Below are 16,231 nucleotides of genomic sequence, written 5' to 3'. Positions count from 1 at the left end.
TTGATCCGGCCCTTGCTCCTTCCAACAGGGCGACGCAGTCAGCCGGGACAGGTTGGATTCTGTTAACCACGCGGGGGTCGGTACAGGAGACCTACCGGAACGTCTGGCCGGGTTGCCTCACAATGCGTCTAAAAAACCAAACAGGGAGGAACGTGACCGCGACATGCAGCTTGGAACGCCTGCTTTTGGCCCTTCCTGCCAACGCTGAGGAGGGAAGCACGCGCGTGCACGTTGAAGAGACCGACCTGATACGGGTGCTAGAGCAAGATGCGCCATCGGACGCGGCTCTCGCGATCGTGGGCTTGATCCGCAGACTCTTCCAGGCGACCTGCCTGCTGGATGACGGCGAACTTGAAAAAGGTCGGTGGGCCTTCGTTTCATTCCCGGCGGAGTTGATGGCTCGCTCGTTGCTGTCGACTCTCTCAACGCCGGGCCAGACCCTGTTTCCGCTCCACTATTGGGAGCAAGACGCTGGCAAGCCTGAGGACGAGATCGAATCTCAGCGCAGGCTGCTTCATTTTCTGGAGGACGGCCGGCAGCGCTTTCATCCATCGCGCCAGGCCTCCCCAATTCGCTTCGTCTACGTAGCCTGGGGCGTGATTCGCCTTGGCGACAGATATCTACTCGTGCAGCGGGAAGACAGGGATCGCTCCAAGGGCGGGGTTCCTCACTGGGTACTCACTGGTGGACGACTGGCGCTGAAGGACTTGCCACGCGAGACACGACAAAAGGCGCTCGCGGGCTGGAGCGGTGGGCTTGATGGGCAGCTACTGGGGGCGCTGGAACTGACCCTTGCTCGCGAGTTGGAAGAGGAAGTTGGACTCCTACCAGAGCACTACGCGGCGCATCGATTTCAAGTCCTGGACAGCTATCGACAAGTCGAAGGCGCGCGCAACAGCCACGCTCTTACCCAGTACTTCTTCGCCCTCTACTCCATACTGCTGGAGCCTGGCGGTGAACTGGCTCTAATGCAAACGGAGCAGGCTGCACCCGAAAAAATGGCATGGTTCACAGCGGACGAGCTGCTGAACGACAACAGGCCGGATGGAAAGCGGGCCTATGTGAACGCCTTGAAGGCCGGGGGCTACGAAGCCGCGCGAGTGCTGCTTGCCGGCGTCCCCGATTCGGGCTCGCCGTCGTTGCGACTGCCGACAGCTGCTGAAACTTGTGCGGTAGACCTTCCTGGTTCGTATGGTTCCGCATTTCTGGTCGGCAAGACAGGCAAGGAACAGCCCCTTAGATGCGACCTCTTGCAAGAGGAATGGGAGCTGTTGATGCTGTTGGCATGGCACGCGAAGGACCTACCGTGTCAGCCGAGCCCCGAACATGTCTCATTGCTTCATCGCGGCTGGATCGTGTTGAAGAGTCGACTGGCCCAGGGCGTCGCCGATCAACTCGTTCGCAAGCTGCAAGGCAAGGCTCCGCTTCCAACACCTCGGCTGTTGAATGGCCAGTTTGTACGGCTAGACATTGACCCTCGTCTATTGTTCCTGGCTCGCACGTTCTTTCGAGTTGAGGTACCCGAGGGTGAAGCAGACAGCCGCCTCGCGATCCACCTTGAGGCCATAGACACCACTTTCGGACACCTTGGCAAGGCTACGTCAGTGCATGAGCTTTCACGCAGCCTAGTGCGAGCACTGCTATCGATCGAGCAGGGCGACGGACCTGGTCAACTCAGCGACCCGGACCGGCAGTTCCGTGATGCGTTTAAGTCCAGCCAAGCCATCGGGCTGCGCAAGCTCGTCTACGTGGACAAAAAGGAGTATCGAATGGGCCTGCGTCGGACGCTAGCCTGATCCGGCCGAACACCTGTACGACAACCACCCCCGTCCGGGATCATCTGGCCCGCACGATCAAGTTTCACCAAGCACGCTTCCTTTGTGATGCAAGTTGACGAAAACCTGTACCTCCATCAGCCCATCTCAGGGTTGCCCGAATCGCTGCTTCGCCGCGAGGGGCGGGAGACAGCAATCCTCGCCCTGATGCGGCGGCACACGGGCCTCAACCGGGACCGGCGACGTGACATGCAAAAGTCCGCCTATCGGCCGGGGCCGCTTGCCGATCTGGCGCGTTCCGACGTCGAGGTGCCGCCACGCTACACGAATGCTGAAGAACAGTTCCGCAGCTTCTGGAGCGTCGTCCCCAAGTTGCGCAGCGGACTCGGCCCCTGGATGCGCAGCCCGGCGTACGCCACTGCGCTGGCCGTGCCGCTGCTCAAAGACTATGCGCCCGACTGGTTGAATCTGAAGTTGGACGAGGTTGCGTTGGCGCTAGCTTGTCCAGAGTGGCAGCGCATCCGCGATCGCCTCCAGTCGCACGCTGCGTTTGATACGAACGCCGACTCACTAGGCATCTTCATGCTCTGGCCACGAGTCGTTGAGGACCTGGATCGTTGGGCCGAGCTGGAGGCCGAGCGTCGTACCAAGGCTGGGAGAGCTGCGTATGCGCTTTCGTTGATAGGCTGGAGCCGCTGGTTTGTCGACGAGGCCCTCAAACGCTGCGCGCAGCTTTCGCCAGAGCTTGGAGCACTAGTGCAGTCTGCAGATGCGGTGGGATGTCACGAACAGCAGGGTGTTGCGCTAGCAGCGATTGCTCAGTGTGACGAAGTGGAGATACGTACTTGGGAGGCAACCGACGCCGCCATGGGCGAGTCCGATTGGGCCGACTTGCTGGCCCGATTGGATGTGGTGGCAGCGGAACTGAGGCAAAACCCCACTCAGCAAGCAGTTTCCGACCTCGCAGCTCTAGCCGAGGAGTTCGGCGAGTTTGGGGCATCTCTTCCACAGCGTGAGAGACCCGCAGCCGAACGCTTTGAGGCGCTGCGCCGCGACTTGATGATCTATCTGCGCGCCTTAGGGGCGCGCGCGGGGTTCGATTGGCTAAATGAAGAGTTGATCGCGCAAATCGACGCCCGCTGGCAGTTGGCGCTGGCAGTGCAACACGAGCCGGATGCGATCGACGAGCTGGCCGCCGATGCGCAAGGTGCGATTGCTCGGACTGAGCAGGCGGCAGATTTGTACGAGCGGGCAACCGCAGAAGTGGCGGACAGGCGGATCGCGGTGCAGGCTGCCGAACAGGCAGGCCAAGAATCCAAGGGCTTCGGCGCCCAAGCAGCAGCTCGGCGCCGGCAGACCGTGGCGCAGCAAGGACTATCTGATGCCATCTCGTATCAACAATCGCGATATGACCAACTGATCGATGGTGCTTCGCCTTTCTCGGAACCGTTTGATTACTCCGCCGACTACGCCGCCAGGCTGAACGAGTCGAACCAGTCGACGGAGTCGTTAGATGACCGGATACCTGCCGCCCACGAAGACGGTGACGAAGCTGTAGTTTTTCCGCATGACCCGCCCCAGCCGTCCGCACCAAACCAGGAATTGCCCGAAGTAGTGCCCCAACTCGTAGAGGCGGAAGGTTCTGCTGAGCAAGCTGCAGCTGTTTTCGCGCAGGCTGAACCGCACGCTGAGGCATTGACACCTCCGCCCGACGAGCAAACTGCTACTACGCCCTCAGCCGTCGAAGACACCACTTCGCAGCGCATCGCAGCCTATCCCTACTCCGAGGTCGCCGGTGATCGGTGCCGCCCCATCTGGGCATCAATGGTCGCAGGCCAACCAGCGCTGGCATATCAGGCGGCACGCTGGATCGAACTGGGCTACGCAGGCACGAAAGTGCCGCCACCGGATCTTCTGGCAGCAACGGCTCTAGCCGAAGAACTGATGCTGCCTGACGGGCAGGTACAAGCTGCACTGGGCGCTCGTTTCGAACAGTTCGTCCCTGAGGACTACGCGGCGGACACACCGCCATCCTGGCATGCGGCGGTCAATTTGCTACTGGCAGCGGCAACTTTGCGACCAATGGTGCTGGCCCCCAGCACGAGTGCAGCCACCGTGTCCGCTTATCTGCATCAAGACGGCCACTACCCAGCCCTCTATGCGCTTGTCCAGCGTTTGCGTGAGCTGAGTTCGAAGCTTGTTGGATTTCGAGTGGATCCGACGGTGCTACGCCAAGCGCGCGGTGAAGCGGCTATCCGAGCGGATCTGCAGGCCCTGCAGCACACGGCTGACGACTGGCTTCGTGTGCAAGCTCAGGCCTACACGATCAAGTTCTCGGCGGCCACCGCGGTGTGGAAGCGCTGGATTCGGCCAGGCGGTGAAATCGAGGCATTGGTGGCCCCGGTTGTTCACAACCGGATTGCGGATGCCCAGCGCGTGCGAGAGCGACTGGCCGTGCTATCGGATTCGGATCAGGTCGCCCGGCTTATTCACATTACCGACCGCAAATTGAACGAGCGCCGTCGTGGTGAGGACATCCACGCGGGAGCTTTGGAGCACCTTCTACGTCTCGTAGATGAAGCCCTCAAGCTGCCTCGCCAGTGGTTGGCGCAGGTAGAGCTGCTAGGCCGCCACGGGGATCAACTGCGAGATCGACTGGAAGCCGTTCATGCCGCTCTTCGCGACAAGCAATCAGCCGTGGAGCAGGAGCTGCTACGCACTCCTGAGCACGATCCTTGGGGTTTGGTGGCTGGCGGTCAGCAGCAGGCGCTACGTGCAGTGCGTGGCCTACTGGATCTGTTCGACAGCGCGTCACCGCTGGCAGATTCCGAACCTACGCCAAGTGAGATCCTTGGACGGCCGCTACTTTGTCTTGCGGACCTTCCGATCTCTGAGGACTGGAAGGTAGACGTGCAGGCTGCGGACGGCCTGGCAATGATCGATCTCCAGACGCGAGAGCCGGTCCCAGCTGAACAAATCTTGCAGATTCGTTTGGCCCGTGGCGACCTTCTGGGCGTGGAGATGATGGTCGAGGCAGAGCTCGTGCGACCAGATTCCGTACAACTGCGTGCTGAGCGAGAACGCTGGAAGCAAACTGTGCGCGGCAACATTGCCGACTGCCGTCGGTCCGTTGAGGTGGGGCTCGCATACGGATACCTGCCGGAAGCGGACCGTAGCCAGTTTGAGAGTCAATTGGCGCGCTGGGAAGCTCAGCTGGACGACATGCGTCGCTTTGATTTCGTTATGGCGCAGATTAGAGAGATCCGCGATCGAGTGACGGATGCGCGTGCGGCCCAAGCTCAGGATGTTCGTTCGGCCCTGCACAGCATTGCGCACACTGAATCAATGCGTGCCTCGGTAGGTGAGGTGGAGCAAGCCCTCAACGAGGGCGATATAGCGACGGCGCGCGAACTCGTGCACTGGATTCAGCAAGGAAAGCCTGCTCCGACCGATCTTGACGAAGAAGTGCTCGAAGGCTTTGACCACTTTTTCCCAGGTTCCATGCAGGCCATCGAAGCCTGGCTTGATGACCATCGTCGCGACACCGTCGAGCAAGCCATCAAGCAAGGTCAAGCGATTCCCGGCATGGACGCAGAGCGGGTTGACAGCGCACAGCGCGCGCAGGCAGCAAAGATGTATTCGTCCTGGTCGGACATGAAGACTCGCCAGATTGGCGACAGAGACAGATTGGAGTTGTTGCTCACGGGTATCGGTTTCACCGTGAGGAACTTGCAGCAGGCGGAGCGTGTATCGGGCCGCGAGGTTTGGACTCTGGATGCGGCGCCTATTGAGGATCGACATGTCTGCCCGCTGCCGATGTATGGATCGTCTGCGGGTGGACGGTATCGCGTCATCTGCGTGTGGGGCCGCCCGACCGAAGACGAGCTGTTGCAGTGGGTGGGCGATCTGGCCGTAAACCGACCGGCGCTGCTTCTGTATTTCGGACGCATGAGTGAGCGAAAGTGGCGTGACCTTGGCCGGATGACCAAGACAAAGCGTCGTTCATTGATGTTGCTGGACGAGACTCTTTTGGTATACCTATTCACCGCCACTGGCTCGCGGCTACGCGCTTGGTTTGATGTGGCGATGCCGTTTTCCTATTCGCTGCCGTACGACGCATCGGCAGGTCTCGTGCCGGCTGAGATGTTCTATGGTCGTGGTCTCGAGCTGGAGGCGGTTCGGGGCCTGAACGGCCGTTGCTTTATCTATGGCGGACGTCAGCTAGGCAAAACGGCTCTGCTCAAACGTGCGGAGCAGTCGTTTCATTCGCCTACGCGCGGGCACTACGCACGATGGATCGATCTACGGGCCGAGGGCATAGGCGTGAGTTTGGCAGCGGGGGAGATCTGGGTCACGCTGCACGACAAGCTAAAGGAACTGCAGGTGTTGGACGCCAAGTCGTCGGCACCGATACCGGGCAAGAAGCATGCCGCGGATTTGGTGGTGAGGGCCATCCGAGATTTCCTCTCTGCGAACGCTGACAGGCGCGTGCTTCTTCTGCTAGACGAGGCAGACCGGTTTTTTGAACAGGATGGCAGAAACGACTTCGAGGAGACGCGCAAGCTTAAGCAGCTGATGGACGATACGCAGCGGCGATTCAAGGTCGTTTTTGCCGGCCTGCACAACGTCCTGCGCATGACCGAGCGCCCGAACCACCCGCTGGCCCACTTCGGCGAGCCGATTGAGATCGGACCTCTGCACGCGGAGGACGAGGTCAAGGAGGCCGCGGACCTTATTCGCAAACCCATGGCCGCAGCTGGCTTTGTATTCGAGTCCAAGAGTTTGGTGATCCGGATACTGGCGCAGACCAACTACTACCCTAGCCTCATCCAGCTCTACTGCTCACAGCTCCTACGGAACATGCTCAACCAGGTCGCTGGACGTCAGCGACTTCAAGGTCCGCGCTATGCCGTGACTGACAGTGACATCGAGCAGGTCTACTCGAGCGATGCTTTGCGTGATGAGATCCGGGCAAAGTTCCGCCTGACTCTGCAACTGGATCCGCGCTATGAGGTTTTGGCCTACGCGATGGCGTTGGACCTATTGCGAGATCGCTATTCCCAGAGCGATGGCATGCACTGGCAGACCATTCACCAGGCAGGGGCGCTTCATTGGTGGCCACAAGGATTCCGCGACACGGGCGAACTGGACTTCCAGGTTTTACTCGACGAAATGGTGGGACTCGGCGTACTGCGATCTCCCTCCGTCGGGCGATATGTGCTGCGGAATCCCAACGTACTTCTCCTGCTGGGCACGGAGGAAGAGATTGTCACCGTCCTAAATAGAGAGCGGGAGCCTGCTGTTGAGTTCGAGTCGGCCACCTTTCGGCCGCCATTGCGACAAGCTCCTACGAAACCGGCCCGCAATGTGTTCACCTATCAACAGCTGAGCCGACTATTGCTGCGAGAGAACCACGTCACTGTGGTTGCGGGGACTCAGGCGGCCGGAATTGCGGACGTGGTCCCTAGTCTGACCGACTACTTGGGAAGTGACACTGCACCGGTTGCGCTAATGGCCTGCTCAGATCGCCAGTCCTTTGGCAACGCACTTCAGTCGGCATTGTCAGAGCGTCCGAAGGATCAGGTTTCGGTATTTGTGATCCCTGAGACCACGCCCTGGACCGAGTTGTGGTTACAGGAGGCCACGTCGCGGCTGAAGACTCTGCGTTCGGAGAACAAGTTCGCATCGCTCGTGTTTGTCGCTGAGCCGGCGACTCTCTGGCGGCTGCTGTGCGATGGGCAGGGCGCAGAGGGCGGCGGCTCCCCTTGGATGTCGTTGCTGCAGTGGAACGACGGTTTCTTACGCCATTGGCTCGAAGAGAGGCAACTGCAGCTTGAGTCTGAGGAGCGCCGAGGGCTCGTCGACGCTACTGGGCTTTGGCCCGCGCTGATTACAGAGCTGGCCGGCGACTGCACAGACTTGCGCACGCTCAGGGAGCGTCTTGAGACGGGCGGTCGCTGGCTGGCGTCCAGCGAAGCCGAGCGAACAGAGTTCCAGGAAAAGTTTGGATGGGACGTCAAAGAACCGACTGCAGTGATCGATGTGCTTGCACAGTTGACGGAACCCGTGGAAGCCAGCGAACTAGCCGCGGTGGCGGAGATATCGCCGGATAAGGTTCATGCTAGTTTGCGTTGGGGAGAGCTCCTTGGGCTGACTCGCCGGGAGGGTGCTGGCTTCTGGACGGTGGATCGGGTTGCGGCGCGAATTCTGCTGGGTGCCGACCGCTGATGGATTGGTGGGCTCTTCCAGGGCCGGCGGCCTTCTTCGAAGGGGTCAGCGAGGCACTCCGTGTTGGCGATAACGTCGTAGTTGGAGCTCCGACGACGGCGGTGAATTCGATAGCGTCGATTCTGAAAGAACATCTGCCAGATGGCTTACAACCGACCCTCTCGCTCACACCAAGCGGGCAGCTGCCGATAGACGACATCTTTGCCGAACTGGAGATCGCATATGACAAGCCGCCCAGTCGGACTGCAGCGTCGTTGATAGCGGCGCTCCATGGCCACCGCATCGTGTTGGTGAGGAGTGTCGAGATGCCGAGTTGGCCAGCTTGGGCTCGCTTTCTGGACGACTATTCGAATGCTTGCAGATCGGTTGGAGTTTTTGATAGGACGCAATTTCTGGTCCTCGCCTCTGGCGTTTCGCGCAATCGCCTACCAAGTCGCGCGCCCGCTCTGCGTTCACTCATCTGGGACGGCCACATAGGCGAGGCGGATGTCTTCAGCTACGTGACTCAATCGCTTCGCTTAGCCTCCGGACGCCTCGACGCAAAGGGGAAATTGCTTGCACGCATCGTGATGCGGCTGGCGCTGTGGGATTTCGAACTCGCTGATCGTCTACTGAAGCTCGAGTGGCACGAGTTGTTCGACCCGGTTCGGGCGATTCTTGCAGTAGATGCCGGGGAGGAAACTGGGCGCCCCAGCGAGGCGTGCTGGGAAGCAGGCGGAATCGCCGACTTTGACGGGACCCGTTTTGAGCACGCCCTAGTCCTTCTGAAAAGCGGAAAGGCAGAGGCGGAGCTATCGCTGCGGCTGTGGGCGGCGCAGGCTGCCGAGCTGCTACCAGCCTTGGAGCTGAAACGGCGCCAGTTGGCGCAACGGATGAAAAGCACGCGCTTGTTGCCAGCCAACCTCGGCGACCTCGACGACCTGGAGTTCGGCGAACTCCTCACCCTCGCCAGGCAACACAGGCTGCCTGCCGAAATCGTGCGGCTAGCGGACAAGTACAGGCGTCTGCGGAACAGGTTGGCACATCTGGAACCGCTGACGCCGGACCAAGCGCTCGAGCTGTTGTAAGCGGCCACTTTTGGCCGAGCTGAGCCAGCGTTTGACTTGCATGACGCACTTGTCAAGTACGCCTGCTACGGGATTGCGCCTCAGCGCAAGTCAAAGGAGGCTATGGAGGAAGAGGACGAGTAGGCGTGGTCACTGCCCTCCCGTCGGCCGTTTGGTCTACTAGAACACCTCTAATCCTAGTGTCTGCTACCGCTGCCTTGTGACTGACGCCGATCGACAGAGGTGCAAGGCAGTGACCACCTGCGAGTGCCAATCGGCTGAACGGGCGCGGGCCGGAGGGGCCAGCGGCTACGCAAGACCAACCCTGAATATCCCTGCCCCGACAAGACGCTTCGAAACATTGCCATCCGCGTTAAGTGCTCGCATCGGCGTCGATCATCCGGACTTCGAAAATATGCCTGGCGCTGGGCGTCACGGTCGATCATCCCGTCACAGGAGGCTGACTTCGAAAGTTTGTTGTCAGCGTCCTGCGCGCCACCTGAGCAACCGTGCCCTGCTGGTGCTGGGCACGCTGCTGGTGCTGAACTTGCCGACCAAGGTGTTCGAGCTGGTGGCGCTGCTGCGCACGGGCACCGTGGACTTCATCGCCTTCGACTATCCGAAGGCCGCTGCGGCGTACTTCGACTTTATCGCGCACCGCAGCGGCGTCGACATGCTGTGGGACAACCTGCGGGCCTTCCCGGACAAGATCGACTACCAGCTCACCAGCGGCCGGCTGTGGATCACGTTCGGCTTCTTCCTGCTGGGCATGCGGGTCGGTCGCCTGGGCTGGTTCGACCGGGGCGAGGCGGCGCTGCCGTTCTTCAGGGCCACCTTCAGGCGCTCGTGGCAGGTGATGCTGGCCAGCCTGGCGCTGGGCCTGGTGGTGGGCGGCACGGCGCTGGCGTTGTCCGCCAAGCCGGAGGACAAGGGCTGGGCGTACTGGGCGGCCGAGTTCGCCATCGACGGCTACAACGCCGCCGCCGCGGCGTTCTACATCAGCGGAGTGGCGCTGCTGATGGCCAGGCCACGCTGGGCCCGGCGGCTGGCGCCGCTGGGCGACATCGGCAAGATGGCGCTGACGTCGTACCTGACGCAGACGCTGGCCGGCCTGCTGCTCTTCTACCCCGTCGGCCTGGCGCTCTTCACGCAGACCTCTCCGGCGGTGAACGTGCTGATCTGCGTGGTCCTCTTTGCCGGGCAGATGGCATTCAGCCGCTGGTGGCTGGCCCGCTTCAACTACGGGCCGGTCGAGTGGCTGTGGCGGTCGGCGACGTTCTTCCGTTGGCAACCACTGGTGAAGGGCGCCGGCGCGGCGCTGAGCCTGCAGCACTAGCAGCGCCCTTGCGTGGCGCCACCGTGACCTGCGACGCCGTCATGGGCACAACCTGCGCGCGCCGACGAGTGCCAGTGCGCCGAACGCGAACAGCACATAGGTGGCGGGCTCGGGCACGACGGAAACCTGGATACCGACCGATGCCCGGAGCATGTCCTTGTGTTCGACCATGCACGAGAGCGCGGCGCAGTGGTAGTCGGTCGAAGGCGTCAGGTAAGACCCCGAGAAAATACGCAGCAGCACTTGCGCCTTGTAGTTTGTGTCCGCCGGCAAGACATAGTTCGTTCCCGCCGGGGAATACAGGTCGGCGAAATCAAAGGTGAGGGTGTTGGTTTGCGTTGTCTGAAGGCCGCTGTACTGCGTGGCAAAGGGAAACAGCCATTTGCCTTCGTCGTCGTTCAGCAACCCTATCGAGACGGAGATGGCCGAATAGGAAAATCGGAGCTGCAAGTCGGGGTCGGCCAGTGCGCTGAACGTGACCGAAAATTTTCCCTGCGTCGGCAGTGCGCTTTTGAATCGAACGCGCGTCCAGAAATATTCGCCCTCCGGGGCGGTGCCCTCCCAATGAAAGGAAACATCGCGCCCGTTCATTTTGACGACCTCGCTGTCCACATCACTGGCCGCGGTGTTGAAATCGGTCACGTCGGTGGTGTAGTTCGTCGCGAAGCTGCGGGCTGAGGCCAGCAATGCCAAAACGGCGAACAGGTATCGAACACGGGTGAATCGCATAGCACGCTCCTGATAATCAAAGGGGCAACAAGATGGGTTTCGGGCGCCGATTCGAGGCGCAGCACGGTTCGGTAGAGTGCGGACGACCCGCCCGCCAATCACCAGGCGCACCGCGGCGCCTCAACAGCAAGACGTCGTCAGCGTGCCGCTTGCGACACGCCACTGCTCAGACCGCTCCACGGGCGGGAGATCACGTCGTCATCCCCTTCGCCAGCCCGACGCTCGAGCACGCCGCACATGAAGACCCTCGTCTACCAATCCTTCCGCACCGAGCGTGTACCGTCGTGGGTGAGCGCCTGCATGGCCACGGTCAAGGCGTGGGCGGCGGCGCAAGGTTTCGATTACCGCTTCTACGACGACGGCTTCCTGGCCCGGGCGCCGGACTGGTTTCGCCAGCGCTGCGGCGAGCAGTTGTGCCCGGTAACGGATCTGGCCCGGCTCGTCGTGGCGAAGGAACTGCGCGCCGAGGGCTGGCAGCGCACGATCTGGATGGACGCGGACATGCTCGTCTTCGACCCGGCCGCGCTGCAGATCACCGCGCAGAGCGGCTTCGCGCTGTGCCACGAGCTGTGGCTGTACACCGATGCCACCGGCGCGCGCCGCGCGAGTCACCGCGTGAACAACAGCATCGCGGTGTTCTGCGCGGACAGCCTGCACCTGGATTTCTTCATCGACGCCTGCGTGCGCATCGGCCGGCAGCGCGAGGTCATCGGCAAGCTGGACGTCGGCACGGACTTCCTGTCCGCGCTGCGGCAGATCCTGCCGTTCCCGCTGCTGGGCAACGTGGGCATGCTGAGCCCGACGCACATCACCGAGATCGCGGCGGGCAAGCCGGCGCGGGTGGCCGACTACATGCGCGCGCTGCCCGGCCCGCTGGCGTGCGCCAACCTGTGCGGATCGCTGCAGGGGCAGCGGATTCAGGGCGTGGCGGCGGACGAAGCCGCCTTCGAGCAGGCCGTGGCGCGGCTGTTGGCCAGCCGCGGTGGTGTGATCAACGGGCTGCGGCCCTGACCGGCAGGCCAGGCGCGGCGCGGGCCGAGGCCCGATTCCATGTCCGTTCCTGGCCAGCGCGACCGGCACGGCATTGCTGGAATGGCACCTCGACAACCCACCGAGGCACCCATGACAGCCACCAACGACACCGCGCCCCCGAAGCTCATCGTCCGCGGCATCCCGACCGAGCACGCGCAGGCCTTGCGGCGTGGCGGGCCGGATGCGCATGGCCAGCCGCCCATCGCAGCCGTGGCCCGTGGCGCAGGCAACCCATGCCGGCATTGCCTGCAGTTGATTGCCGACGGCGACACCAAGCTCGTGCTGGCCTACCGCCCCTTCGGCGTGCCCCAGCCCTATGCGGAGACCGGGCCCGTCTTCCTGCACCAGACCGCCTGCGCGCGCTACGACGCCGACGCGCTGCCCGCCTGGTTCGCGCACCTGACGCCGGCGCTGGTGCGCGGCTACGACGCGAACGACTGGATCGTCTACGAGACCGGCCGCGTCGTGGCGGGTACCGAGCTGGCCGAGGCCTGCCACGCCATCCTGGCGCGCGACGACGTGGCCTATGTGCACATCCGCTCGCGGTTCAACTGTTTCCAGTGCCGGGTGGAGCGGGGCTGAATGCGCCTGCGGCGCTGGGCCACACTGCGGCCCTCGCCCCAACCGACTGGAATACCGCCATGCCCAAGGCCTACTGGATCGCCCGCGTCGACGTCACCGACCCCACCCTCTACCAGCGCTATGTGGACGGCAATGCCGCCGTGTTCGCGAAGTACGGCGGGCGCTTCGTCGTGCGAGGCGGCCCGTTCGACAGCCTCGAAGGCACCAGCCGCAGCCGCAACGTGGTGCTGGAGTTCGAGAGCCGCGAGGCCGCGCTGCGCTGCTACCACTCGCCCGAGTACGCGCCGCAGATCGCCATCCGCCAGGCCTCGGCGGTGACGGACCTGATCCTCATCGAAGGCTACGACGGCCCGCAGCCCGGCTCGCAGTGACACCCGGTGCCCGCGCTTGCGCGGGTGGCTGTCGAGATCTGGCGATGGTCAGGTAAACGCTCGGGGGCGCCCCCCCCCCCGCGACGGCCCGGGGCCGGCGCGCCGGGCTCGGCTGGACGACGGGTCACAGGAACCCGGAGGATGCCCCGCCGACGCGGCCCCCCCCGGAAGCGCGGGGGTGTTCACCATCCTGGGGCGTCAGGCGCCTCCCTAGAATTTTTTACATCCCGGGCCCGCTTCGATGCGGGCTTTCTTTTTCTGTCCAACCAGCGCCCGCCGGGAGCGCCAGGGAGATTGCAATGAACCAGAAGATTCTCTCGGCCATGGCCGCGGCGCTGCTGAGCGCCGGCGCGGCACAGGCCGCCATCGTCAACCTCACCTACACGGGCGAAAGCCGGTGGGAAACCGGCGTGGCGGTCACGGGCTCCGGCCAGTTCGTCACCAAGACGGGCGTGGATACGGGCGACATCGGCCGGGACGACCTCGCCAGCTTCAACTTCACGTTTTCGTACAGCTTCAAAGGCAAGGTCGACACCTTCAGCTTCGGCCTCGCTGACCTGACCTGCGCGCCGACGCCGTTCGGCACCTGCGGCTTCTCGGCGACGCTGACCGACACCGGCGTGGACGCGTTGGCGCTGCAGACGGACTACGCGGACGCGGTGAACACGCCGTGGGGCCAGAACCTGCACGTGCGCTCGCTGGACGAGGTCTACACCACCGCCATCGACTTGCCGGCGATGAGCGCGGGCGTCATGTCGGCCCAACTGGTACAGGGCCCCACGCCAACGCTGCCAGAGCCCGCCTCGCTGGCGCTGGCGAGCCTGGCGCTGGGTGCCGTGGCCTTCGCGTCGCGCCGCCGCGCCCGCTGATCCTCGGGAGGGCGCTGGGCGCCCTGCTGCGGGTTTTCACGGGGAAGACATGAGCGGCAGCCACGATGCCGCCTTTTTTGACGCTGCAGTACCCAGTCATGTCTTCCCGCTCCAAGCACCCGCACGCCGAATCCTCCCCCCTCTCCTCCACCGGCCCGATGGCGCCGGGCGCCACGCGCCGCGGCCTGCTGTGCGGCGGCATGGCAGCGCTGCTGCCCACGGGCTTGCTGGCCGCCTGCGGCGGCGGTGACGACGGCACGCCGGCCCCGGCGCCGGCGCCCGCCAACCCGGCCATGGCCTCGCGCTTCGCGATCGCCGTGCTGCCGGACACGCAGTTCTATTCCCGCTATGCCACGCAGGCGGAGAACAGCCAGTTCAGCCGCAACTTCGGCAGCGAACCGTTCATGGCCCAGACCTTCTGGGCCGCAGACAACGCCAAGGCACTGAACATCCCGTTCCTGATCCACCTGGGTGACGTGGTGGACCAGGTCGGCAAGCCCGACCAGTGGAAGGTGGCCGACCAGGCCATGCGCGTGCTGGAGACCGGCAAGCTGCCGTACTCGGTGCTGGCCGGCAACCATGACGTGCTCAACGACCAGGACTATGTCGACGCCGGCTCGCAGGCCAGCGGCACCGACGCCCAGCGCACGCTGGCCAACGAGCCCTACCTGCAGTGGTTCCCCACGTCACGCGCGCAGCGCCAGGCGACGTTCGGCGGGCGCGACCCGAGCGGCTTTCACGAATGGCACGTGTTCACCGCCGAGGGGCAGAAGTTCATGGTGCTGTCGCTGTCGTGGCGCATCTCGGACGCCGGCATCGCATGGGCGCGCAACGTCATCGCCACGAACCCGACGCTGCCAGTCATCCTCGTGAACCACCAGCTGCTCAACATCGACAAGGACGCCAAGAGCCCGCTGGAGACACCCTACGGCCTGATGCTGTGGGAGAAGCTGATCCGCGACAACGACCAGATCTTCATGACGCTAAACGGCCACCACCACGGGGCCGCCCACCTGACCAAGACCAACAACTTCGGCAATGCAGTCGAGCAGATGGTGGTGGACTACCAGATGGCCTATGAGGGCGGCAACGGCCTGATGCGGCTGTACGAGTTCGACCTGAGCAACGGCAGCATCGACGTGCTGTCGTTCTCGCCCTGGGTCGTGAACAAGCCGCGCGCGACGCTAACGCAGTTCGACCAGGCGGTGCTGACATCGGCCAACGAGCGCTTCAGCATCAAGATCGACTTCGCCAAGCGCTTCGCCCGCTTCAACACGGACTTCAAGGCCGGCGCGACGCGCCGCACGTCCATCGTCGAGGAGGCCCGCACCGCGCTGCTGGCCGGCTACACGGAGCCGCAGGTCGCCACACCGCGCGAGCCCGCCGGCCCGGACGACTACCCCAAGGTGGCCAGCACCGTGGCGCACTGGCGCTTCGTCGGCGGCACGGCGGGCCAGGCCATCCCGTCGGGCCAGGTCATCGCCGACGAGGCGGGCCAGAACCCGCTGCGCCGTGCGGCGCTGAACAGCGAGCCGGGCGTGACGAGTGCGCAGTTGGGTGACCTGCTGTGGAGCACCGACCGCCACCGCCTCTCGGCCGCGCCGGGCTCGGCCCAGTTCGCCAACACCGACAAGAACGCAGGCCGCATCAGCTACTTCCTGACCGACGCGACGGCGCCGATCAACGGCATGGACTTCGCCGCCACCGGCTACACAGTGGAGGCCTTCGTGAAGATCGACAAGGGCTGGACCAAGTCGGTCCACGCCTGGATGAACATCATGACCCGCGACGGCAAGCGCGGCACCGTGCCCGGCTTCACGCCGCCGGACAACGACGCCGAATCCACGCCGCTGCTGTTCGCGGTGTCCAGCCTGCGCGAGATCCAATGGGAGGTGGTGCCTGCGCATGCCGGCGACCGTGCGGCGCAGGCGAGCTGGTCCGGCGAGATCATGGCGGACACTTGGATCCACATCGCCGTGGTGGCCGATCCGGTCGCCAAGCAGAGCACGATGTACATCGAAGGCGCCCCGGTGCTGCGCAACTCGGGCGACGGCTCGGGCATGGCGCCGGTCAGCGCGGCGATGCCATGGATCGTCGGCGCCGGCGCCTGGGACGGCGAGCGCACGGACGGCTGGATCGGCAACATCGGCGAGATCCGCATCGCCGCCACACCGCTGCCACCTGCACAGTGGTTGACCGCGCGCAAGGCCTGACGACCAAGCGGGGCGGCGGACCCTGGCATGCTTCACCCTGACGCATGCCA

Annotated in this window: 10 protein-coding genes; 9 read left to right on the top strand and 1 reads right to left on the bottom strand. The window is 63.7% G+C overall.

Translation table 11 applies throughout. The features are described from left to right. The first annotated feature begins 170 nt into the window (after positions 1–170). The 4 genes from LXT13_RS04965 (at position 171) to LXT13_RS04950 (ending at position 10,385) form a co-directional block, all read left to right on the top strand. Positions 171–1,796, top strand: coding sequence for an NUDIX hydrolase (locus LXT13_RS04965; RefSeq protein WP_233370512.1), 1,626 nt, complete (start codon positions 171–173; stop codon positions 1,794–1,796). Between the two features lie 87 nt (positions 1,797–1,883). Beyond that, positions 1,884–8,003, top strand: coding sequence for an AAA family ATPase (locus LXT13_RS04960; protein ID WP_233370511.1), 6,120 nt, complete (start codon positions 1,884–1,886; stop codon positions 8,001–8,003). After that, positions 8,003–9,070 (top strand): hypothetical protein, encoded by a 1,068-nt coding sequence (locus tag LXT13_RS04955; RefSeq protein ID WP_233370510.1) that lies wholly within the window; start codon positions 8,003–8,005, stop codon positions 9,068–9,070. The genes LXT13_RS04960 and LXT13_RS04955 overlap by 1 nt, the downstream gene beginning before the upstream one ends. 499 nt (positions 9,071–9,569) lie before the next feature. Next, positions 9,570–10,385, top strand: coding sequence for a DUF418 domain-containing protein (locus LXT13_RS04950; protein WP_233370509.1), 816 nt, complete (start codon positions 9,570–9,572; stop codon positions 10,383–10,385). Positions 10,386–10,424: 39 nt separating this feature from the next. Here the strand turns inward: LXT13_RS04950 and LXT13_RS04945 are convergent, their stop codons facing one another. Continuing rightward, complete coding sequence (locus LXT13_RS04945; RefSeq protein ID WP_233370508.1) at positions 10,425–11,114, bottom strand: PEP-CTERM sorting domain-containing protein; 690 nt, start codon at positions 11,112–11,114, stop codon at positions 10,425–10,427. A gap of 237 nt (positions 11,115–11,351) precedes the next feature. Here LXT13_RS04945 and LXT13_RS04940 point away from each other — a divergent pair, with 237 nt between their 5' ends. The 5 genes from LXT13_RS04940 to LXT13_RS04920 all read left to right on the top strand — a co-directional run bounded on the left by LXT13_RS04940 (position 11,352) and on the right by LXT13_RS04920 (position 16,181). Further along, a complete protein-coding gene (locus LXT13_RS04940) occupies positions 11,352–12,125 on the top strand; it encodes a glycosyltransferase family 32 protein (protein ID WP_233370507.1) in 774 nt (257 codons plus the stop codon). Between the two features lie 111 nt (positions 12,126–12,236). Further along, positions 12,237–12,728, top strand: a complete 492-nt coding sequence (locus LXT13_RS04935; protein WP_233370506.1) for a DUF1203 domain-containing protein — start codon at positions 12,237–12,239, stop codon at positions 12,726–12,728. A 59-nt stretch (positions 12,729–12,787) separates the two neighbouring features. Further along, on the top strand, positions 12,788–13,099 hold the full coding sequence (locus LXT13_RS04930; protein WP_233370505.1) for a DUF1330 domain-containing protein: 312 nt from the start codon (positions 12,788–12,790) through the stop codon (positions 13,097–13,099). Between the two features lie 299 nt (positions 13,100–13,398). After that, complete coding sequence (locus LXT13_RS04925) at positions 13,399–13,968, top strand: PEP-CTERM sorting domain-containing protein (protein ID WP_233370504.1); 570 nt, start codon at positions 13,399–13,401, stop codon at positions 13,966–13,968. A gap of 98 nt (positions 13,969–14,066) precedes the next feature. Continuing rightward, positions 14,067–16,181, top strand: a complete 2,115-nt coding sequence (locus tag LXT13_RS04920; protein WP_304622799.1) for a LamG-like jellyroll fold domain-containing protein — start codon at positions 14,067–14,069, stop codon at positions 16,179–16,181. Positions 16,182–16,231 lie beyond the last annotated feature (50 nt).

Origin of the sequence: Pelomonas cellulosilytica (genome assembly GCF_021353265.1) — a bacterium.
Classification (GTDB): domain Bacteria; phylum Pseudomonadota; class Gammaproteobacteria; order Burkholderiales; family Burkholderiaceae_C; genus Pelomonas; species Pelomonas cellulosilytica.
This window is presented reverse-complemented; position numbering and strand designations above follow the sequence as displayed.